The sequence below is a fragment of the Streptomyces sp. NPDC005775 genome, assembly GCF_042871565.1.
GTDB lineage: Bacteria > Actinomycetota > Actinomycetes > Streptomycetales > Streptomycetaceae > Streptomyces.
The window spans coordinates 1-19342 of record NZ_JBIAIU010000031.1; the positions used below are offsets into that span (position 1 = coordinate 1).

Below are 19342 nucleotides of genomic sequence, written 5' to 3' on the forward strand. Positions count from 1 at the left end.
GAGAGCGTCTTGTCGCACTCATAGTGGTGGTCAGGCCTCGGCGGCGCGGCCTACACGGCGGGAGCCGGGGCGGCCTCGGTGGCCGGCACCGTTCCCACCCAGTCCATGCCCAGCTCCCGCAGTGCGGCCAGCTGCTCCGCGGTGAGCTTGTCGCGCCTCGACTTGGCGTTCGAGACCCACACGCGAGCTTCACGGTCACCGGCTCTGTCTCGTCGTCGACCGGTCTCGTCGCTGTGCCCGTGTGGCATCAGCCGGTTCCAGAACGACCGCAACGCAGGGCTGTGGCGCCGTGAGCGGGAGCAGCGGCCCTTTTTGGCTTCCCGGTGGGTGCCACGAGTCCGGCCGGTGCTGGGAGGGTAGGGGGCTGCTTCCGCGAGCCGTAGTGGTTCTAGGGGGTCTGTTCGCTTAGCAACAGGCTTTGCTGTGACGGTCATTGAGGGGGATTGCGCGTGATTGAGACGGTGGTTCAGATTTTTACTCAGGTTGCCGGGGGGACGGTGGCCGCGGTGGGTTCCGGGGTGGGGCAGCTGGTGTCGGATCTGGTGCGTGAGCGGCTTGCGGGGAGTGAGTCCGGCCGCTTGGCGATACAGGCTGCCGAGGCTCAGCCAGCAGATCCGGCCGCCGCGGCCGAGCTCCGGGCTCTGCTTCAGGCGGAGGTGGACGCCGATCCGGACTTCGCCCGGCAGATCGTCGCCGCCTTGTCCACCGGGTCGACGCCGGCCGAGCCCCCGAGACAGGTGTCCGGCAGCATCACCATCGACGGCTCAACAGTCAGAGGCCGCAACACCATCTCCCTGGGGCCCGTGACCTTCAACAACACACGCAACGCCCGCTACTCCCTGCTCGCCGCAGCGTTAGTGCTCGTCGCGCTGGTGGCTGTGGGCCTGTACGGCGGTTCCCGGCTCATCACCGGTGACGACCCGGGACGGCAGAAGTCCGTGACCCAGCTGAGTGATGCCGTTGCCTACCAAGTGCTTCCGGATCTAGCCAGCCTGCCGGAGGGCTGGACCCAGCCCGAGGCGGCCGATGTCGGGGGATCGCATCTGCCGGAAAGCGCAGGGCTTTCCTACCTCGGCACCGCCGATTTCCTCATGGGCGACTCCGAAGCCGACCTCCACATAAGCGTCGCAGCGTTCACCACGGCGGAGAAAGCTCACGCCTTGTACCTGAAAACCGAGGAAGACAACAGCGAAGACGGCAGTGGACTCTCAGTATCACTGCCCCGTGTCGGAGACGAGAGCTCCGCTGAGTCGCATCCCAGCGGGAACGGAGAGGAGTCCGGCTCCTCCGTTTCGCTTCGTGTGGGCACAGTCCTCATGTTCATTACTGGTGACGACATCGACGGTCGGCCGTTCAACGGCACCTGGCTCAAAGACCTGGGCAAAATGATGGCGGAGCGGGCGCAGCAGGCCCAGAACGGCCAGGAACCCACAGCATCCGCACGCAACGCCTAGGAACACAGCCGAACACGAGACCTCGGGACCATCGCGGCCCCAGGTCTCACGCGGTCCGGCTCAACTGCCGGACAACGCCAGCGTCACGCCCATTCCATGCCGAGCTTCCGCAGGGCGGCGATGTCCGCGATTGGTCTTTGTGGTCAGCGGATGGCGGTCTGGCCTGCGCTTATCAGTTTGGTGTGGGGAGGTGATGACGTGATGGTGGTGCGTCTGCCCGTTTCAGTTGCTGCGAGCGCTGGCCCTGGGGTGTGTCTGAGCTGTGGGTTTGTCAGTTTGGTGGTGGGGTGATCAGGTCGTGTCGTCTGTGCTGTGCATGGTTCAGGTTCAGTGATCGTTGATATGTGGTGGAGCTTGGACGAGCCGCCTGTGTCTTGGGCTGGTCATGGTGGTGAGGGGCTGGCGCGTTTGGGCTCGAGGTGCCGCTGGCGGTGGGGTGTGGGCGGCGAGAGGGCGGCCGCTCGTGGGCTGGATGGCGGGCGGCATCGGGCCGTTGCGTGGCGTGTCCTGCGGGGGCGGCGGGTCGTTAGGCGGGGGTGGTGCGGCGTGGGCCGGGGGTGCGTACGGCGGGTAGGTCGTCTCGGTCTTCGTCGCCGGCGAGTGTGTCGGTTGGCAGGCGGCGGTAGTGGTGGAGCAGAGCTGCCACTTGTTCGGGCTCGACCTCGATGGCCGCCACCAGCGCGGCCAGTAGTTCGGCGCGGGAGGTACGTTCACCAGCTGCTGCGGCCGCGCGGACCAGGATGTTCAGCCTGCGGTCGATGTCCTCGGGCCAGAGCACTGAGGTTGTGCGGCGTTGCTGATGGCACAGCAGCTCCATGGCTCCTCCTCGGTGACAGCGGGTGTATATCAAATATATATTGCGTGCATGGTGACGCTGCTGCAAGACCGTAAGGCTTCCTCGCGATCGGGCTCTGTGCCGGGAACTGTGCGGGTCGCGGGCCGGAAACTGCGGCCGACGCCGGTGTTCGATACCTACTGGCGATTCGCTTCTGCCCGGCAAGCTGTCTATGAGGCTCGCCTGGCCCGGCGGGCTCAGCCGTGGACCGATGATCCGATCCTGGCCAAGCACCGGTTCACCAACTGCTACCGCGCCGCTGACCGGGTCAGCCAGGCCGTGATCGGCGACGTGATCTACCAGGGCCCGCAGGAGTGGGAGGACGTGTTCTTCCGTACGCTGCTGTTCAAGATCTTCAACAAGGAGTCCACCTGGCGGCTGATTTCGCGCGAGGTGGGGGAGGCGCGCTGGGAGGCGTACGACTACCGGGCTTACGACCGGGTGCTGTCAGCCGCGTTCGGTCGGGGGGAGCGGTTGTACTCGGCTGCCTACATCGTGCCTCCGCCGCAGTTGGGTGAGGAGCGAAAGCACCGTAACCATCTGCGGCTGCTGGAGATGATGATGATGTCCAGGGCTCCGGAGAAGGTTCTGAGCGCGCCTACGCTGCGGGAGGCTTACGAGGTTCTGCTGGGCTATCCGGCCATCGGGCCGTTCCTGGCGTATCAGTTCGTGATCGACCTCAACTATGCAGCTGAGATGTCGTTCTCGGAGATGGACTTTGTTGTTCCCGGCCCTGGAGCGCGGGACGGGATCCGCAAGTGTTTCGGTCCGGCGGCGGACGGCATTGAGGCCGAGGTGATCCGGTACATGGCCGATACCCAGGACGAGCACTTCGCCCGCTTGGGGCTGCCCTTCTCCGGGTTGCGGGGACGCTCGTTGCAGTTGATTGACTGCCAGAACCTGTTCTGCGAGGTCGACAAGTACGCGCGCGTCGCCCACCCGGACATCGCCGGCATCAGCGGCCGCAGCCGTATCAAGCAGACCTACCGTTCCTCGACGGCGTCGGTGCCGGCTTGGTTTCCGCCCAAGTGGGGCCTCAACAGTCCCTGTTGACGGGGGTCGTCCCTATGCGGCCAGGATCGGAGTGTCGCTCAGCAGCGGCCGTATGGCGGTGATGGGTCCGTCCAGGTGGGCGTGCCCGGCCACTACGGTCAGCGTGCCGGGGGACAGGTCGGCCTGGTTTGCGATGTAGGCCAGGAGTCTGCCCAGGCCCAGGTAGTTGCCGTACGCACGTTCGAACATGTAGTGGCTGCGGTACAGCGCTGCGGCGTGCACTTGGCCGTCGCGGTCCAGTTGGAAGGAGATGTGGCTCAGACAGGGGAAGCCGCGGTAGAGGTTGTCGCGGTCGGCGGCGTGCACGAGCAGCTCGGCCGGCACGTCGCCGTCGGTGGGGTGTGCGAGGTCAGCTTCGTAGGCGGCGGTCATCGGCCCTTTGCCCGAGGCCTGCTTGCGTAGGCGGTTGATGATGTTGCCGATCTGATCGATGTCGGTCTTCTTCGCGCCGGGATAGGCGACCAGGCGTCCGAAGTAGGTGCCATGGGCGTTTCCCGGGAACTTCTTCAGCCGTGAGTACATGGCGCGGTATCGGGCCACGAGGTCGGTGTGGTCGGCGGCTCTGGCCGCGAGGCCGGCCGGGAAGAGAGTGCCAGCGACCGTCTCGATCGGCTCGTGACGCTTGCCGAGACGCAGCCGATCCAACTCCTGACGGAAGCCCATGTCGTCGACTGTGGGATTGGTGATACGCACCACCGTGTGCAGGCCTGTGCGTGAGGGGTTGTCCTTGCGGTCCAGGGCGTTGCAGGCGGCGATCCAGGCGCGAGTGACATCACGGCCGGTGACCTCGAAGCTGTTCATGAATCCTCCTAGCGCGGTCGACGGGTCAGCAAGGGGGCCGGCGGCAGAGCGTCAGTCCGGCCAGACGTCGTGCACACCGGCGCGGGGTGCATCACGCACTACCGTCAGCTGCACGGGCTCGTCCAGGCCGGATACCGACACCTCCAGCCCGGCGGATCCACAGAACTCGTCGGTCACCACTACCGCTTCGGCCTCGGGCGCCTGCCCAGCGCCCGTCCAGCGGACCAACCCCTTAGGCACGGAGATCAAGGAGGCCTTGTTCTCTTGGACGATCAGCACATCGCCGACGTCGGCATGCACTTGCTGTAGATGGGAGGCAGCAGTGACGACATGAACATGAGCGTTGGCAGGTAAGGCCGCTCCGCCCACCAGGGAGTTGCGGAGCGCGGCCGGAGAGATCTTCGCCCACTGGCGGGCGCGGTCCGCTTCCAGTAGACGAAGATTCTGCATCTGCCGCAGCGTGCCTGTGTAGGAGGTGCCCAGCTCCCTCGCCAGCAGATACACGTGCTCCGGGCTGCTCGGCTGCCCCTGGCAGATCCTTTCGAGCCCTGCCAGGACCGCCGGGCGTGGCATGAGGAACCAGGCGGCGAACGCCTCTGCGGTCTTCTCTTCGTCCGGCCAGCTGCCGTTGCCCCAGCGCAGTGCCGGGCTGAGGTCGTCGTCGGCCGCGCTGCGGTGCCGCAGCTGGTGGTGCCCGAGCTCGTGTGCCGCGGTATGCCGCTGGGTGACGATGTTCAGGTTGGCGTTCAGCAGGACGGCCGGCCCCTTGTCGGCGGGGGAGATGTAGACGCCGAACAGGCGCGGCATCGGCTGCGCCATCCCTACGAGGTCGGCCCCCTTCAAGGCCTGGTGCACGGGCACGTAGCGGGTACGGTCAATGCCAAGGTCGCGGTGGGCCTGGGCGGCTGCGATTCCGGCGATGCGGTGCGCCACCGTCCAGTTCACCGCCGGTTGTCCTGTTCCGCGGATTCTTCCTGCTCCTGTTCCTTCTCGGCCGCGCGCCGCAGCGAGAGGTACTCTGCGAACTCCATCACCGTCTTCTGGTCGCCGTCGGTCAGCTGGGCCAGCGCGCGCGGCAGTCCCGCCAGGGCGTACTCGCCTGCGTCAGCGTCCTCTTCCTCGGCGAGGAAGTACGTCACCGGCTGCCGGTACAGGCGGGCGAGCTTCTTCAGCTCCAGGCTGTCCACACGTCGCTCACCGCGCTCGATGTCACTGATCGCCGAACGAGGAATGCCGGTGTTATCGGAGACGTACTGCTGCGACATGTTGAGGTAGTCACGAGTCTTCTTCAGCCGCTCGCCGAGCTGGACGAGCTCGGGATCGCGGGTGCGGGCGTCAGAGGGGGAGGGAGTCATGGCTGCTGCCTTTCTGTGATGGCTTCCTGCACCGCGCGGGCGAAGGCCTGCACGGATCGGGTGGCCTGGGCGGACTGGCGGTCGGCCGGGATGGCGATGGAGTAGCGCTCCTCAATACGCGTGAGGATCTCCACGATCAGGAGCGAGTCGACCGGAAGCTCTGCTCCACCGTCCTCGAGCTCGACCCTCACCTCGGGTGTGGTCTTCTCCTGCAGCTCTGCCAGGAACCCGATGACGACCGAGACGATGTCGTCGATGTCCGGTGTGGCGGTACTCAGGACTCCCTCCAATCGTCTGTATTTCCAACGTGGCTGTCCTAGGATACGACAATGTCGGTCGATCCGACAGCGGTGTCCCAAGATCAGACAAGGGTGAGGCATGGACTTCAAGCGCTACCAGCAGGCCGCCATCAAGACCCTCCAACCTCCCGCCGAAGGCACCGACCCGGTACTCGTACCTCTCCTCGGCCTCGCCGGCGAAGTCGGCTCTCTCGCCACCGCCTACAAGAAGCGCCTGCGTGACGGGCCTGCCTACGAGCAGGGCAAGCACCAGTTGCGCGAAGAACTCGGCGATGTCCTGTGGTATGTAGCCGCCGTCGCCCACCGCTTCGATCTCGATCTCGACGACATCGCCGCCGCCAGCCTGGAAAAGACCAAAGACCGCTGGCGCCCCACCCCTGACACCGAACACACTCGTTTCGACGCCTACTTCCCCAGCCATGAATGTCTTCCGCGCCAGACCGCCCTTACCTTCACGCCCACTCTTCGAGAGGGCCGCACCGTCATCGTCCTCACCCGAGAAGACGGCACCCCTGCAGGTGATCCCCTTACCAGTGCCTCCCACATCGAAGACGACTACCGCTTCCACGACGCCTTCCACCTCGCCCACGCCGCCGTGCTCGGATGGTCCCCCGTCACTCGCTTCCTGCTCGGCCGTAAACGTAAAAGCGACCTCCGCACCGACGAAGCCGAAGACGGCGGCCGTGCCATCGCCATCGAGGAAGGGATCTCAGCCCTCGTTTTTTCCTACGCTGCACGCCACCGCTACTTCGCCGACATCAAGCACATTGACAACGAACTGCTCACCACCATCAACCACATGACCGCTCACCTTGAGGTCAGCGTCTGTCGCGCCGCGGACTGGGAGCAGGCCATCTTCACCGGCTACACCGCCTGGCGACAGCTGCGTGAACAAGACGGGGGCACCGTCCACCTCGACCTCGACCGGCGCCTCCTTACCGTCGACCCGCTATGACCGAAAGGTCCAGCGGAAGACACCCGCTGCGCATCGAGTGCTGAGGTCCTGAAGCGATACATGTCAGTGCTGCATAGACGAGGGGGCGGGAGCCCCCGCGCCTCCTCGTCTATGCGGATGCTGGTGACTGGCTGGCGCTGTCTGGGTTCGCGGGTGGTAGTGCTCCGGGTGGTGGTTCGGGTGGTGGTTGGGGAGTAGTGGCGAGGGCTGTGGCTTGGCGGTAGTTGATGATGGCTTGGATTCTTTTTTCGGGGTCTGATATCTGGTCGAGTGTGGCTGCGAATTTCTCGTCGACCAGTGTCCCTTTTCGTTGTCGTGAGTGTTCGAGGGTGAGGCTGGTGAGGGGGATGGCGAGGTATGCCGCGATGACGATCACTCCGACGGCCCACCAGGGTGCGCCGCCCAGGGCGCCGGCGAGGACGGCTGGGAGTCCGGCCAGGAGGCCGGAGACAGGGGCGAGGGAGAACGAGTTCATCGCGTGGATGCCCTTCCAGCACGTGACGGCTGAGCCGCCTCATGCCTGAACGAGCCGTGCGTGGACGGCTGGGACGGGGAGAGGCGGCACTGGGGTGCCGTGGTGTCAGGGCATGCCAAGGACCGGCGCCGCCGTAGGGCGGTCCGGTGGTGTTTTACGGCAGACCTGTCAGCCCCTTGGAAGACCGGTTCACTGGTCCCGCAGGGTGTTTTGAAGGCTTTGTCTGACGGTTTTAGCGGAGGTTTTCTTCGACTTTTTTGGCAGGGCGGGTCAGAGTAATCAGCTAACAAAAAGAATGCTGATAAAGCCCTTAAGTCGGTTCATTAACCTTTTCCGCGCCGCCTTTTCTTCTGCTCTTCGGCCTCGTGCATCCTCGTGCGGGCACGGCAGACCTGCCCACCAGTATCGGTCATCACGCCGCCGTCTGAGACCCCTTCGGGCAGATTACGTCCGAAGTTCTTGCCGACCCAGGCTGGTTGAGGGCCAACCGACCCGAGTCGGAAGGTGCCGTGCTGACCGGAGGGGGAGTTCAGACGTTGACGAGTTCGGCTGTGGTGAGAAGGTGTTGTTGGTGGGGGTGGAGGAGGAGCCAGCCGCGTTGCTGGTTTTGGATCCAGTTGCGGGTTGCCGGGTGGCGGGGGTGGGTGTGTGCGTGGTGGTAGGCGCGTTGCCACAGGATCGGCCAGGGCGGATTCCACCAGGGGTCGATCACGGCGAGCGCTTGCTGGGTGAGGGAGGGGCTGCTGCGTTTCTTCGCGAGTTCGCGCTGCCGGTTGAGCCATTCGCCAAGGGGAAAGCCGTCGTGGACGGTCTTGATCGGCGGGCAGAGGTGGCCGTGTTGACCGGCCCAGGCACGGGCGTGCAGGAGGGCTTCGGCGTGAGGCCGGGGGCGAGGGCTGAGCGGCCACTGTCCGGCAGTCCGAGCAGTGACGCCGAGGGCGTTCAACAGGTGCTGCTGCTCGGGGTGGAGCTGGTCGTACTGGAGGCAGGATCGGGTGAGCCAGCTGCCCAGGACGGTGCTCGGTGCGGGGATGCGGGCGACAGGATCGAACGGTTCGCCTGCTTCGACGTGGTTGCGGGCGCGGTAGTAGTTGCGCTGCCAGACGGTGTCCCAGGGTGGGTTCCACCAGGGGTCGATCGCGTCGAGTTCGGTCAGGTGGGGTGAGGGTGACAGCTTGTCGCGGGCGCGTTGTTTGGCGCGGTTGCGTTGGCTGAACAGCCACCACCCCAGCGGATACCCGTCGTGCCGGGTATCACGGGGGGCTGCGAGGTGCCCGTGTTCGGCTGCGTAGGCGCGGGCGTGTGCCAGGGCTGTTTCGAAGCCCGGCCTCAAGTCGGGGCGGTGCCCCAGGCGGCTGCGGGACTCGCGAGGACGCTTCGGTTCGGCGGCACGTCGTGTGCGACGTCGACCAGCGGAAGCGGCAGGATCCGCACCCATTTCGGCCTGGCTGGTCTTGCCTTCGGTCTTCCGGGCCGAGTGCTTGGCTGGTGCTCTCAGGGCTGTCCGGGGGTGTTCCCGGGCCGTGCGGGCTACCTCGGTGGTGATGCCGATGGTGGTGAGGAGTTGCCGCTGTTCGGGGTGGAGTTCGGCGTACATGGCGCACTGGTGCCACAACCAGTCGGCGGCACCGGAGTCGTCGAGGTCGTTGAAGCCGTTCTCGGCCCGGAGGAGCCGGCCGGCTGCGGCGTCGCGGGCGTGGTAGTAGTGGCGCTGCCATTTCAGGTGCCAGGGCGGGTTCCACCAGGGGTCGATGGCGGTGAGGGCCTGGGCGCGGCCGGCGGGCAGGGGCCGGTGGCCGGTGCGCTGATAGTTGCGTTGGTTGGCGAGCCACTGTCCCAGGCGGAAACCGTCGTGGACGGTCACTTGGGCGACGGAGGCGAGGTTGCCGTGGAGGTCGGCGAATGCGCGGGCATGTGCCAGCCCTACCTGGAAGCGTTCTGCATAGCTGCGCCGTCTGGGGTGGGCGGCGGCCGCCGCCGGGGCGTCGATGCCGATCTCGGCGAGGAGGCGTTGCTGTTCGGGGTGGAGGGCCGGGTAGCGGGTGCACTGCAGGTACAGCCATTCGCCCAGGCTGTAGCTGGTGGTGGGAAAGCCGCCGGCGGGCTCGAGCGGGCCGTGGGCTTCGGCATGATCGCGGGCTTGGTGCCAGGTGCGCTGCCACAGGGTGCTCCAGGGCGCGTTCCACCACGGGTAGAGCGCGTGGAGGGCGGCGGCTTGGTGGGCGGGCACGCGGGTGTGGCGGGTGCGTAGGTTGGACAGCCATGCGCCCAGCGGGTAATCGCCGAAGGAGTCTTCCTTGGGGACAGCCAGGTGCCCGAACTGCTGGTGGTAGGCACGGGCGCGCGCAAGGCCTCTCTCGAAGGCATGTTCGGCTTGGAGGCTGTGGCCGCGCAGCCGTTTGACCGGCCGTGGTTCTGGCTGGCCGCTGTCGGTGCGTGATTCCGGTGGGGGCAGGAGGTCGCTGAGGGGTCGGGGCCGGTGCGATGAATGCACCTTCCACAGCTTCTGCTGCGCCGCGGGTGTCGGGTCGGCGTGGGTGAGCACGCAGGAGTGGGCCCAGGTGAACAGCGGCCCGTGAGTGACGGCGGCGAGGCGGTGGACGAGCCACGACCGCTGCAGCTCATGGGCGACCTCGGTCAGAAGAGCGGGTAGCTCACCAAGACGGTAGGGGAGATGGCCGCCCGATTCGGCGACAGCGCGTTGCTGCAGAGGGCGGCTGGCCAGCAGACGGGCGAGGGCGACGGTCTCGGGATAGGTGATCAGGTCGCGTGCGGCCACCTTCCACCAGCCGGGATCGGCGCCGTCCGGGCGTGTGGCATCGAGGCGCGCCGGCCAGGCGTGTTCCTGACGGGGCCAGGGCTGCTCCCACCAGGAGTTGGTGACGGCACGAGCGACCTCGAAGGCCTGCGCCCCGATGGGGGAGCGGTGCAGCAGCCGGGCATGCTGCCGCTGGGCTTCGATCACTTCCGGGCACGGGCCGAGGGGGACGGTCAGCCCGCCTGTGTGGGGCAGGTACAGGAGCCAGTACTGGTGGCGTGCGCAGACGCGCTGCTCGGGGGCCAGGTACCGGCGGGCGGGCACCTCTCGTCCGGTACGGGCGGCGGTACATGCGGGGCAGGCCGGCCCCCATGCGGCGACGACCTCCCCACCGCGCAGCAGCCGCCCGACCGGGCCCATCCCGTACTTTCCGCTCGGCTCTTCCCGCGTCCATGCGGGCAGCGCCTGCTCGAGCACGTGCTGCGGAACATGGCAGAGTGCGGCGACCCGGTCGCGTGCCTGGGCGTTGAGGTGGATCTCGCTGTCCGGGTACAGCATCCCGGTGAGGTTCCGAAGGCCGCCGACGTCGGTGACGGCGGCGAGCACGTCACGGATCCCGAGGTGGTACCGGGCGGCGATCCTGGTCAGGAACGACAGCGTCAGCTCCCCGTTCAACGCAGCGATGCGTCCTGCCGCGCCGCCGCTCATGTCGGGCACGATGCTGCCGGATGCCGCCCGTTCGCGCTCCGCTCGTCTGTTCCGGGGCAGGCGTGCGGGTGCGGGCGTGCTGGACCGGTGCGCCATTGCGGATGCCCTACGTGCGCCGTGTGGGCCGGGACGGCCTGGCCTGGGCTTCGGCGGCCGCGTCGAGTTCGACCTCGGCGAGCAGCTGCTTGGTGATCCGCTCGGTGCCTTCCGTGATCGCGATCAGAGCAGCTTCACGGATGAGGTGGGAGAGGCTGCCGATCCGTCCCGCGGTGCGGGCGTGCAGGTAAGCGGCGTGCTTGACCAGGGTTCCGGTCCGGTGTGCGCGCAGCCGCAGCAGATTCTCCATGGCCTGCACGAGTTCGTTCCAGACGGCCCGGTCCTGCTCGGTCGCGTACGCCAGCGGCCGGTGCCTGAAGAGCTTGAACCGGCCGGCGATCTGGGCCCCGCGCACTCCGCTGAGCAGTGAGGAGGTCTCGATGTCGATCGCGGAGTACACGAACGTGGCCGGGATGCGTTCGCCGAGGTACTTCAGCTGGTCGGAGGTTTCCGCGCCGGCGCGCCGCTGGGTGTCCAGGAGGTGGACGTCGTCGACGAGGACCAGCTGGGTGCCCAGCTCGCCCAGCAGGTCGCACACGGCGCCGGTGATCTGGGTCTGGTTGAGGCGGTCGGTGATGGGCATGTTGAGGAACCGGGCGAACTCGCTGACGAGCATCTTCGGGGTGGCGGCCGGCGGCACGCTGATGAACAGCACAGGCCTGCGTGCGGCCTGCCCTGGGTGTTGGCGGGCGTCGGCCAGCTGGAAGGACCGCCCGAGTGCCATCATCGTGGTGGTCTTACCCGTGGTGGCCGGGCCGGAGATGATCAGACCGCGGCGGGCGCCGGCCTGCTGGCGGCGGTTGACCAGCAGCAGCCGCCGCACGGCGGTGAAGACATTGTCCATGGCCGGGGTACGCATGACGGCGAGTTCGGAGTGGTAGTCCTCGCGCTCCGTCTGCGACCAGACCGGGTCGGCGGCATCCCGGGCGAAGGCCGGCGCCCGGTGAACGAAGGCGTCCCAGCCCTGCCATACGGTCGGAGGGGCCAGCGGGGCGAACCCGGCGGTGTCGTGCGGTGACAGGCTCACCATCGCAGGGACTCCTCGGCGGGGTCGTAGACCGTGACCCGGGGAGGTACAGGCGCATCGGCTTCCTGCGCCAGGCCGGCCGAAGGGCAGCTCAGCAGCGCGCCGTCAGCCGGCCCGGTGCCCACGCCACCGTCGCCGGCGTTCTCGTCTTCGCTGTCGTCGGCGAAGACGTCCTCACCGTCAGGCTCGAGCAACCCGGCCGGCGGCTGCTGGCCGTACAGGACCCCCCATACTGCGCCCTCCTCATTCGCGGCGGCACCGGCGCGGGCCCGGGCGGCGACGACCTTCTCCCGGCGGGTGCCGTGTCCGGCGGCGGCGCGTTCCAGTAGCTCGCGCAGGGCGAGGGCCAGGTCGTGTTCGTGGCTCACGCGGTTGCCGCGCTGGGCGACGGTGCGCCTGACGTGCTGCCAGGTGAAGTCGGTGAACGGGGCGGTGACCAGGGTGCGGTGGATCCATGGCACCGCCTCCCAGCCATATCCGCGCGGCTGGTCAGGCTTCGGCAGGCGTACCCAGACCTGGCCGGGGGCGTGCGGGTTGTAGTGGATCTCCCACAGGTCGTCTGCCGTGGGGGAGGCCTCGCCTCGGTAAGGGTTGAGGATCTTGTGGTCGTAGGTGCGGTAGTCGATGCGGATGCCGTAGTCGTTGATCTTCTGCCGTTTGACGGGCATCAGCTCGATGTAGTCCTCGCGCCCCAGCGGTACCGGGACGTACCCGCATACGGCGATCAGCGCCGCCCACATCTCGTTCGGTGACAGGGCGCGGCGGGGCATCATCGGGTGCCGCAGCCCGTCGTGCTCGCGCTCCTGCCACCCACAGACGATCCACTCCTGCAGCAGGTCGTCCAGCTGTGCGAGCGTCCATACCGCCTCGCCTTCCGCGTCCCGGCCGCGTTCGCCGGTGTGCGAGCCCGTGTAGCCGGCGACGTGCTGGGCGAACAGCGTGTTGATCGAGGAGAACGTGCGCTCCACCTGCCCTTTGGCCGGCCCGTTGCCCGGCGGCGCCGGCTGCAGGGAAATGCCCAGCGATCCGCAGGCGGCGACGAACGAGGACGAGACGAACACCTTGCCCTGATCGACCACCACGGTCTGCGGGGTGATGACCGGCCGCGCCGCGGCCCCTTCCAGACGGGCGTCCACGCTCTGCAGCCGCTCGTACGGGATCACCGAGCGTTCCATCGCCAGCGCCTCGGGCCAGTCAGGCCGCATCGCCACGGGAACCATCATCTGCGCCAGCAACTGCGCCGCGTCCACACTGCGGGTCCCCTTCGGCCGCAGCACAGCAGCGCAGATACTGCGGGTCGCCACATCCAGCGCGATGGTCAGCTCGGGCCGCTCCACCACCCCGTCGTCCAGCACCACGAAGACATCCAGCACGGTGCTGTCCATCATCACCAGCTCACCCGGCGCCGTCACCGTCGTCGGCACGAACGGAGGAGCCGGCCGCGCCGAGCGCCAGCGGCGCTGCCGCGCACTGCCCAGCAGCCCGCGCCCCTCACCCAGAGCGTGCACCAGCCGGTTGAACGTCGCAGTCGACGGCAGCGCCACCGCCCCGAGGCCGTACCGCTCGGCCAGCAGCCGCCCGGTATACACCCGAAGCCGCCCCAGCGTTCCGCTGGAGCGTTCTTGCCCGGCTTCCAGTACCTCCCGCAGCGCGGCCACCACCCGCTCGTCCGCACGCCCCAGCGCCGACCGGGGCCGCACGGTCCGCTGATCCACCAGTCCCCACACCCCGCCGTCGCGGTAGCGGGCCCGCATCCGCCGCACCGTCACCGCGCTGGTGGGCATCCCCGCCGCCGACAGCTCCGCCGCCTTCGCCTCCTCCCGCTGCGCCAGCGTCCGCTCCTCCGGGTCGTACTCGGCCCGCGCAGGGCCGACCCCACCGGATCCGCCCGGGTGCCCCGTCTCCACCTCCCGCACGTGCCCCTCCCAGGCCAGCGCTCGCTCCCGCACCGTCGCAGGCAACGAATCCAGCAGGCCCAGCGGCGCCACCCGGCGAGCGGCGGGCCCATCCACAACCTCGAAGCCCTCGCAGGCGAACAACAGCGACAGCAGCAGCGTTGCCGTCTCACCGTTCTTCGCGGTCAGCCGCACCTGCCCGCCGATAAGTGCGGCCACCGTCCAGGTCCGCCCCTCGAAACGCACCCGCGACCCCACCTCGACCACCGGCCCGACAACCCCCCGGCCTCCTGCCCTCATCACGCCGACCGGGCCCACACCGGCATCCGCTCATGCATCGGAGCGCCCAGATCCGCAGACAGCTGCCCCGCCCACAGCGCATGGAACAGCGCAGGAAGGACCACCATCGGATCCCCGGCGGTCCTGCGCACGCCTTCCCACAGCGGCGTACGCCCGGCGAATGACTCCTGCAGCGTGACCGCCAGTCGCTGTCCTCCGTGGTACCGCGGATGCCGGTACCCGGCCAGCCAGGCCACGTTGCGCCGGTACACCGGATCGACCGGCCCCAGCACCCAGTATCGCCAGCCCACTGCAGCACACACTTCGCCGAGCACCGCTGCCAGAGACCGCTGCCGTTGCGAAAGCTCCTCGCCGGCGGTGCAGTCCGCCAAGACCCCCTGGCCGTCAGCGAGCCGGAGCATCATCTGCGGGACATGCGTACGCACCTCGTCCCGCTCCCGCCATCGCAGTTCCAGTGGCTGGCTGGCCAGATACGTCACGCGTGGGTCGCGGTCGAGCAGCATCACATGCAGCCGCATCGCCCCGGAGCCGTAGTGCACCAGCCGTCCGGTGGTCGCCGACCACCACCATCCCGGCGCCGTGCGCTTGCCCTTGCGGACAGTAAAGGGCTTCAGGGGCGGACACTGCTCGAAGGGCACTTCGGCGGCCGCCGCGGACCACGGCGAACACTCCGTCGTGCCGCCCGCAGCCATGAACCGCACGTCCACGGCCCCGACATCGAACGGCCCCGCTCCTGTCGCATCCCACTCCACGCTTCGCACACAGGGCCAAACGCTTATCGGCTCATCCGGTAATGGGCATAACAAGCCAACCGGGCGCGCCAGCCGCAGGCCCGTCCGCCGGCTTTGCCCGGGCGTCCGTGACCACGGGGGCGCGCGACCGCCATCAGCCGTGTTCGGGATCTGCGGCCCAGGCGTAGCCGAGCTCGACGAAGGCTGCTCGCTGCTGAGCATCCAGGCGGTCACGTCTGGCCTTGTGGTTGCTCAGAAACACACCCAGCCTGATCAGCGAACCGTCCGGCAGCTCTTCAACGTGCGCCCTTCCGACAACAGTTCTTCCTTCCCGCGCAATGTACTGAGCCAGGGCTGCCAGACCGCGCTGGAAGGCTGACGCCTTCCCAGCGCCCTCGGCTGCTGGGACGGGGGCGGGTCGTTCGGCGGGCTCCACGCCCAGCTTGGTCAGCCGCTCCTGCTGCTCGGTCGACAGCTGCGCCCAGGTGCCCGGCTGTTTCTGCTGCTGGAGCCACCTGCCGATGTCGTCGCCGTCCATCAGCACGCCGGGCGCGATGTAGGGGAGGTGGCCGTCGGCGTCGACCAGGTCGGCGAGGACGCGGTAGTGCCGCTGCCAGTTCAGTGGCCATGGGCAGTCCCAGTCCGGGTCGATCGCGGTCAGTTGCTTCGCGCGCTGTGCCGCCCGCTCCGGGTCCTTCCCGAGGCCGCCCTTGCGCCGGAGGTTGGCGAGGTGCTGCCCGACGGGCACCACGCCCTCGGCCTCGCTCTCGCCCCACACCGCGTCCTGCCGGGGAGCGAGGTGCCCGGTGGCCCGCCGGTACGAGCGGAGCGCGGCGAGCTTGGCCTCCCACGCCTCCTCGCCCGGCTCCCACACCATCCCGGCCTCCGGAGCGTCCAGCAGGGTCTTGCGCCGGTCCTCCAGCTCGCCCGCCCGCAGCGCCTTCCGCTGCTGATGCACCCACCTGCCAAGCGGAAACGACTTCGTGACTCCCACTTCGACCTCGACGTCATAGGGAACGGCGTGGACGCCGGTGATCTCGTTCTCCTTCCGCCACCGAATCAGAGCCTGGTAGCCCTCCAGCCACACCAGGGATTCGGGCCGGTAGACCCGGGTACGGAGGAACGCCGCGATGGTGGCGGCGTCGCGCGGGCTGGAGAAGTGCAGCAGGGCCGCTTCGGCGGCGGCCTGGGTGTCGTCGTCCTCCTGGTCCTCGCCGTCGCCCTCGCCGCCGGCCCCGACGATCCGCCCGTCGTCGTCCCGCTTGACGTGGACCTTGCGCTTGCCGCTCGTGAGCGCCCGGGAAGCGAGCTGCTCGACAAGTCGATCATCATGCGAGCGCAGGCCCTGGAGGACCGCTACAAGGGGGCGGAACGAGGCGCTGGCGACCATGTCGGTGGGGTCCTCGCCGGGTTCCAGGAAGACCGGCACGATGATCCTGGCGACCTTGGTGGAGCCGTCCTTGTTGAGCCGGAGCGCCCGGCCGATGTTCTGCACGATCTCCACCTGCGAGCCGCGGGTGTCGGCGAAGCAGATCGAGTCGACTCCCCGTTCGCCGGTGATGTCCACGCCCTCCCCGAGAACGCGAACGCTGGCGAGGAAGGCGCGGTGCACCCGGCGCCCGGTGGCGTCGATGCCGTTGGCGAACTGGCGCAGCGCCTCCCGCCGCTCGGCTACGAGGTGGTCGCCGCACAGCCACGCCGACCACACCCGGTCCGGCGGGACGTGGCGGCCGGCCTCCAGCTCGTAGAACGCCGCGTCGATCGAGGAAGCGGGGAGCTTGTCGGCGGCGGCGAGGTCGGCGTCGGAGGCGTCGTTCAGGTACAGCGCGGCGGCCGTCTCGGGCAGCTTGTCAGCGAACGCGCGGGCTTCTTCGACCTTCTGGTGGAACGTCATGACCGTACGCAGGTTGTACGCGGCGGCGTGCTCCAGGAGCGCGGTCTGCAACAGGGCCAGGCGCCGGCCCCGCTGCGCCTCCTCCGACTCCCCGAGAACCGGCGAGGGATCGCGAATCTCGAGCACGTCGATCTCGAATCCGGCAAGGATTTCGCGCTCGATGGCCTCGCTCAGACCGAGCTCTGCGAGCCACGCGCCGTAGGTGCCCTCCGGGTCGTCCGACATCGTCGCGAGCTCCACCTCCTGGCCGTCCGCGCCCTTTTGCGGGCGGGCCGCGGCGAGGATGCGCGGGGTCGCGGTGAGGTAGAGCCGGAAGTCCGCCGGGATACGGGCGTTGTCGTGGATTGCCGCCCACGGCCGACCAAGATCACCAGCGGTTCCGTGTGCCTCGTCCACGATTGCGAGGTCGAACGGGGTCATCTGCTGCCCGTACAGCCGTTCCCCGCCCGCCAGAGCGGCCTCCAGCGGCCCACGGACCTTCCGCTGGCCGATCGGTGCGTCGATGTCCTCGCGGTCCACGAGGGAGGCATACGTAGCGAACACGACCACCGGCCCGGCCCCGGCCCACAGCGCCAACTGGATCGGATTGGTAGTGGTGCGCACCCCCAGCGAGGTCAGCACGGGGTCGTTCTCCAGCGAGCAGACCGCCACCATCGGCGCCCGGTGGCCCACCGCCCGCCACGCCTGGGCAGTCTGTGCGAGCAGGTCCAAGGTCGGCACGGTCACCAGGATCCGTCCGCCTGGAAAGCATTCCAGCGCGCTCGCGGCAGCCATGATCGTCTTACCCGACCCGGTCGCGGACACCAGCGTGCCCCGTGCCCCCTCAGCAGACACAGACGATCTTGCAAACAATCTGACCCATTCCCGAATTGCCGATTTCTGGGTCACCTGATGTTCCCGGAGGCTGATCACCGCATTCGATCCTTCCTTTTCCCGGGTGAAACCAGGTTTCTCCACCACGAGCTCACAGAAACAGCGGACCCACCAGAGGCAGAGGCAGGGAGCGGGTACCTATCGATGCCCCCGCGTGCGGGCAGCTCGTCCTCGAAGTCGCAGGCCGCTACAGCCTTGAAGCCGCTGCGCCACAGAGCTTCGAGCACAGTTGTGACGGCCTGCACCACCTCGGCCTGCGTTCCCGCGGGGGCCTCGCATTCCAGCACGGTCGGCCACTCCAGGAAGTCGGAAGGGTGGGCGCGCCGGCCTGTGGCGTAGTGGTTGGGCTCGCCGGACACGCGCACCGGCCCGACGGTCAGCTCCGGACCGTTGTCCTCGATGCCGAGGGCCTCTCGAAGCCGGGCCACGACCCGCGGGGCGGACACGGCGTCGATGTAGATCGAGGCATCTTCATAAGCGGAGCCTGAGCCGAGGAGAGAAGGCCCGCGATCATTCGTCACGCGCGCTCCCTGGAGTTTTCGCCGGCGCGAGGGCGAGGCAGCGCGATGGGTTCACCGGCCGAAGCGGCCCTTCTTGGGAGGATCGGGAGGTACCAGCTCTTGTACGTGGACGAGTTCGGCCACGCGGATGTTCAGGTGCTGGGTACGTGCTCGGCGACTTGTCACCTTTCGCCCAGGACGACTCCGTCAGCTCCACGAGCCAGCTCGTCGATGAAGTACGGAAGACCAGCCGGCCGCACGGGCCGGAGGCGGTGCTGCCCCACGGGGGACGGGTACGAGCAGTCTCCTCAGCGCACGCAAGGACCTCCTTCTCCCCGCCTTCACGGGAATCTTGCCCACCAAGCTCCACTCTCCGTACTTGACCCGCTCCACCAGCACGTACCAGCCCACAATCCCGCCCCTCCCTCAAGAACGACGTCCCGCGCTCAGTAGCTCGACCGGCATCCAGGCCATCAGCCGATCCTGCGAAAGTACCGAGAATTATGCGCCCCCAACCCTGCTATCGGATGTCCCCGCTTTACGCCAATTCTACATGCTGCATCACATCGAGATGCAGAGTAGCGACACCTCTCAACAGATCCCTACCCAAGATCCCACCCGACCCTGATAGACATCGCCCACCGGGGGTACACGGTGCCGCATGGCACCGAAGACCGAACGCATCCAGTTCCTGCGGGCCGTGCGGCAACTGCGCCGTGTCCGCTCCTTCTACGCTGCGGCCATCCTGCTGTGGACGGGGTCCGCCCTCTGGGCCGGCCAGCAGGCCCCGGGGAGCCCTCAGATGTGGGTATCCGTCCTCCTCCTGGCCGTCTTCGCCGTACTGCTCGTCACCGCGAGCCTCGCCCTGCGGCACCTCGCAGTCCCCGCAACAGGCCGGCCCGTACACCACGCCGCCCCACACAAGCCGCCGAGCACCCGCCATCACGCCCACGCCTGAGAGCCCATCACTCTTCCCGGCGGACTCAGCCAGGCCCTGGCTGAGTCCGCCGGTCTGCTGACAGCCCGCCACGGCACCCCCGTCCCTGCAGGCGCCCGGGCCGAAGGCCCGTTGCAGGGCCCGCGCAGCGGGTCCGGCCCTTTGAGGCGCGCAGCGGCCTAGGTAGCTGGAGCGCAGCGAAAGCTCCCTAGGGGCCGCAGGCTCCCGCAGCTCCGGGAGCGCAGCGAACGGAGCGTCACCGGCCCGGCGCAGCCGGGCCGGTGAGCGGGCCGCGCAGCGGCCCGCTCCGCTCACGCGGAGCGTGAGCGCAACACCCGCGCGCAGCGCGGGTGTTCGCTTTCCCATCGCGCAGCGATGGGGTACCCGCTCCGCGGG

Annotated in this window: 16 protein-coding genes; 4 read left to right on the top strand and 12 right to left on the bottom strand. The window is 68.3% G+C overall.

The window, feature by feature from the left end; translation table 11 throughout:
• Positions 1-50: 50 nt before the first annotated feature.
• Positions 51-182, bottom strand: a complete 132-nt coding sequence (locus tag ACFYPA_RS36865) for a hypothetical protein (RefSeq protein ID WP_359319714.1) — start codon at positions 180-182, stop codon at positions 51-53.
• Positions 183-449: 267 nt separating this feature from the next.
• Here ACFYPA_RS36865 and ACFYPA_RS36870 point away from each other — a divergent pair, with 267 nt between their 5' ends.
• Positions 450-1454: a hypothetical protein gene (locus ACFYPA_RS36870; protein ID WP_359319712.1), complete on the top strand. Its 1005-nt coding sequence runs from the start codon at positions 450-452 to the stop codon at positions 1452-1454.
• A 526-nt stretch (positions 1455-1980) separates the two neighbouring features.
• On the opposite strand, the gene ACFYPA_RS36875 is transcribed toward ACFYPA_RS36870, so the two are convergent.
• Positions 1981-2271 (bottom strand): hypothetical protein, encoded by a 291-nt coding sequence (locus tag ACFYPA_RS36875; RefSeq protein ID WP_136330382.1) that lies wholly within the window; start codon positions 2269-2271, stop codon positions 1981-1983.
• A 48-nt stretch (positions 2272-2319) separates the two neighbouring features.
• Here ACFYPA_RS36875 and ACFYPA_RS36880 point away from each other — a divergent pair, with 48 nt between their 5' ends.
• Positions 2320-3342 carry a nucleotide kinase domain-containing protein gene (locus tag ACFYPA_RS36880; protein WP_389136996.1) on the top strand — a complete coding sequence of 341 codons (1023 nt, stop codon included), beginning with the start codon at positions 2320-2322 and terminating at the stop codon, positions 3340-3342.
• Positions 3343-3354: 12 nt separating this feature from the next.
• On the opposite strand, the gene ACFYPA_RS36885 is transcribed toward ACFYPA_RS36880, so the two are convergent.
• Genes ACFYPA_RS36885 through ACFYPA_RS36900 form a run of 4 tightly spaced genes read right to left on the bottom strand, consistent with a single transcriptional unit; the run spans position 3355 to position 5788 of the window.
• On the bottom strand, positions 3355-4143 hold the full coding sequence (locus ACFYPA_RS36885; protein WP_389136997.1) for a thymidylate synthase: 789 nt from the start codon (positions 4141-4143) through the stop codon (positions 3355-3357).
• A gap of 51 nt (positions 4144-4194) precedes the next feature.
• Positions 4195-5088 carry an ImmA/IrrE family metallo-endopeptidase gene (locus tag ACFYPA_RS36890; protein ID WP_389137000.1) on the bottom strand — a complete coding sequence of 298 codons (894 nt, stop codon included), beginning with the start codon at positions 5086-5088 and terminating at the stop codon, positions 4195-4197.
• Positions 5085-5498 carry a helix-turn-helix domain-containing protein gene (locus ACFYPA_RS36895; RefSeq protein WP_136330386.1) on the bottom strand — a complete coding sequence of 138 codons (414 nt, stop codon included), beginning with the start codon at positions 5496-5498 and terminating at the stop codon, positions 5085-5087. The genes ACFYPA_RS36890 and ACFYPA_RS36895 overlap by 4 nt, the downstream gene beginning before the upstream one ends.
• Complete coding sequence (locus tag ACFYPA_RS36900) at positions 5495-5788, bottom strand: phosphopantetheine-binding protein (RefSeq protein WP_389137004.1); 294 nt, start codon at positions 5786-5788, stop codon at positions 5495-5497. Before ACFYPA_RS36900 ends, ACFYPA_RS36895 begins: the two co-directional genes overlap by 4 nt.
• 88 nt (positions 5789-5876) lie before the next feature.
• Between ACFYPA_RS36900 and ACFYPA_RS36905 the strand changes: the two genes are divergently transcribed.
• Positions 5877-6752 carry a nucleoside triphosphate pyrophosphohydrolase family protein gene (locus ACFYPA_RS36905; protein WP_389137007.1) on the top strand — a complete coding sequence of 292 codons (876 nt, stop codon included), beginning with the start codon at positions 5877-5879 and terminating at the stop codon, positions 6750-6752.
• Positions 6753-7756: 1004 nt separating this feature from the next.
• On the opposite strand, the gene ACFYPA_RS36910 is transcribed toward ACFYPA_RS36905, so the two are convergent.
• The 6 genes from ACFYPA_RS36910 to ACFYPA_RS36935 all read right to left on the bottom strand — a co-directional run bounded on the left by ACFYPA_RS36910 (position 7757) and on the right by ACFYPA_RS36935 (position 18030).
• Positions 7757-10693: a helicase associated domain-containing protein gene (locus tag ACFYPA_RS36910; protein ID WP_389137010.1), complete on the bottom strand. Its 2937-nt coding sequence runs from the start codon at positions 10691-10693 to the stop codon at positions 7757-7759.
• Positions 10694-10799: 106 nt separating this feature from the next.
• Complete coding sequence (locus ACFYPA_RS36915; protein WP_389137012.1) at positions 10800-11819, bottom strand: TniB family NTP-binding protein; 1020 nt, start codon at positions 11817-11819, stop codon at positions 10800-10802.
• A complete protein-coding gene (locus ACFYPA_RS36920; protein ID WP_389137014.1) occupies positions 11813-14011 on the bottom strand; it encodes a Mu transposase C-terminal domain-containing protein in 2199 nt (732 codons plus the stop codon). Before ACFYPA_RS36920 ends, ACFYPA_RS36915 begins: the two co-directional genes overlap by 7 nt.
• Positions 14011-14718, bottom strand: a complete 708-nt coding sequence (locus ACFYPA_RS36925; protein WP_389137016.1) for a TnsA-like heteromeric transposase endonuclease subunit — start codon at positions 14716-14718, stop codon at positions 14011-14013. Before ACFYPA_RS36925 ends, ACFYPA_RS36920 begins: the two co-directional genes overlap by 1 nt.
• A 178-nt stretch (positions 14719-14896) precedes the next feature.
• Positions 14897-17548: a Helicase associated domain protein gene (locus tag ACFYPA_RS36930; RefSeq protein WP_389137018.1), complete on the bottom strand. Its 2652-nt coding sequence runs from the start codon at positions 17546-17548 to the stop codon at positions 14897-14899.
• Complete coding sequence (locus tag ACFYPA_RS36935) at positions 17545-18030, bottom strand: hypothetical protein (RefSeq protein ID WP_389137021.1); 486 nt, start codon at positions 18028-18030, stop codon at positions 17545-17547. Before ACFYPA_RS36935 ends, ACFYPA_RS36930 begins: the two co-directional genes overlap by 4 nt.
• A gap of 640 nt (positions 18031-18670) precedes the next feature.
• Between ACFYPA_RS36935 and ACFYPA_RS36940 the strand changes: the two genes are divergently transcribed.
• On the top strand, positions 18671-18967 hold the full coding sequence (locus tag ACFYPA_RS36940; protein ID WP_389137023.1) for a hypothetical protein: 297 nt from the start codon (positions 18671-18673) through the stop codon (positions 18965-18967).
• Positions 18968-19342: the final 375 nt, after the last annotated feature.

What these genes read in the sequence shown, in the direction of transcription:
- ACFYPA_RS36875 (WP_136330382.1), bottom strand. Translation starts at nt 2,271, where the DNA reads ATGGAGCTGCTGTGCCATCAGCAACGCCGCACAACCTCAGTGCTCTGG.
- ACFYPA_RS36880 (WP_389136996.1), top strand. Translation starts at nt 2,320, where the DNA reads ATGGTGACGCTGCTGCAAGACCGTAAGGCTTCCTCGCGATCGGGCTCT.
- ACFYPA_RS36885 (WP_389136997.1), bottom strand. Translation starts at nt 4,143, where the DNA reads ATGAACAGCTTCGAGGTCACCGGCCGTGATGTCACTCGCGCCTGGATC.
- ACFYPA_RS36895 (WP_136330386.1), bottom strand. Translation starts at nt 5,498, where the DNA reads ATGACTCCCTCCCCCTCTGACGCCCGCACCCGCGATCCCGAGCTCGTC.
- ACFYPA_RS36905 (WP_389137007.1), top strand. Translation starts at nt 5,877, where the DNA reads ATGGACTTCAAGCGCTACCAGCAGGCCGCCATCAAGACCCTCCAACCT.
- ACFYPA_RS36910 (WP_389137010.1), bottom strand. Translation starts at nt 10,693, where the DNA reads ATGAGCGGCGGCGCGGCAGGACGCATCGCTGCGTTGAACGGGGAGCTG.
- ACFYPA_RS36915 (WP_389137012.1), bottom strand. Translation starts at nt 11,819, where the DNA reads ATGGTGAGCCTGTCACCGCACGACACCGCCGGGTTCGCCCCGCTGGCC.
- ACFYPA_RS36920 (WP_389137014.1), bottom strand. Translation starts at nt 14,011, where the DNA reads ATGAGGGCAGGAGGCCGGGGGGTTGTCGGGCCGGTGGTCGAGGTGGGG.
- ACFYPA_RS36940 (WP_389137023.1), top strand. Translation starts at nt 18,671, where the DNA reads ATGGCACCGAAGACCGAACGCATCCAGTTCCTGCGGGCCGTGCGGCAA.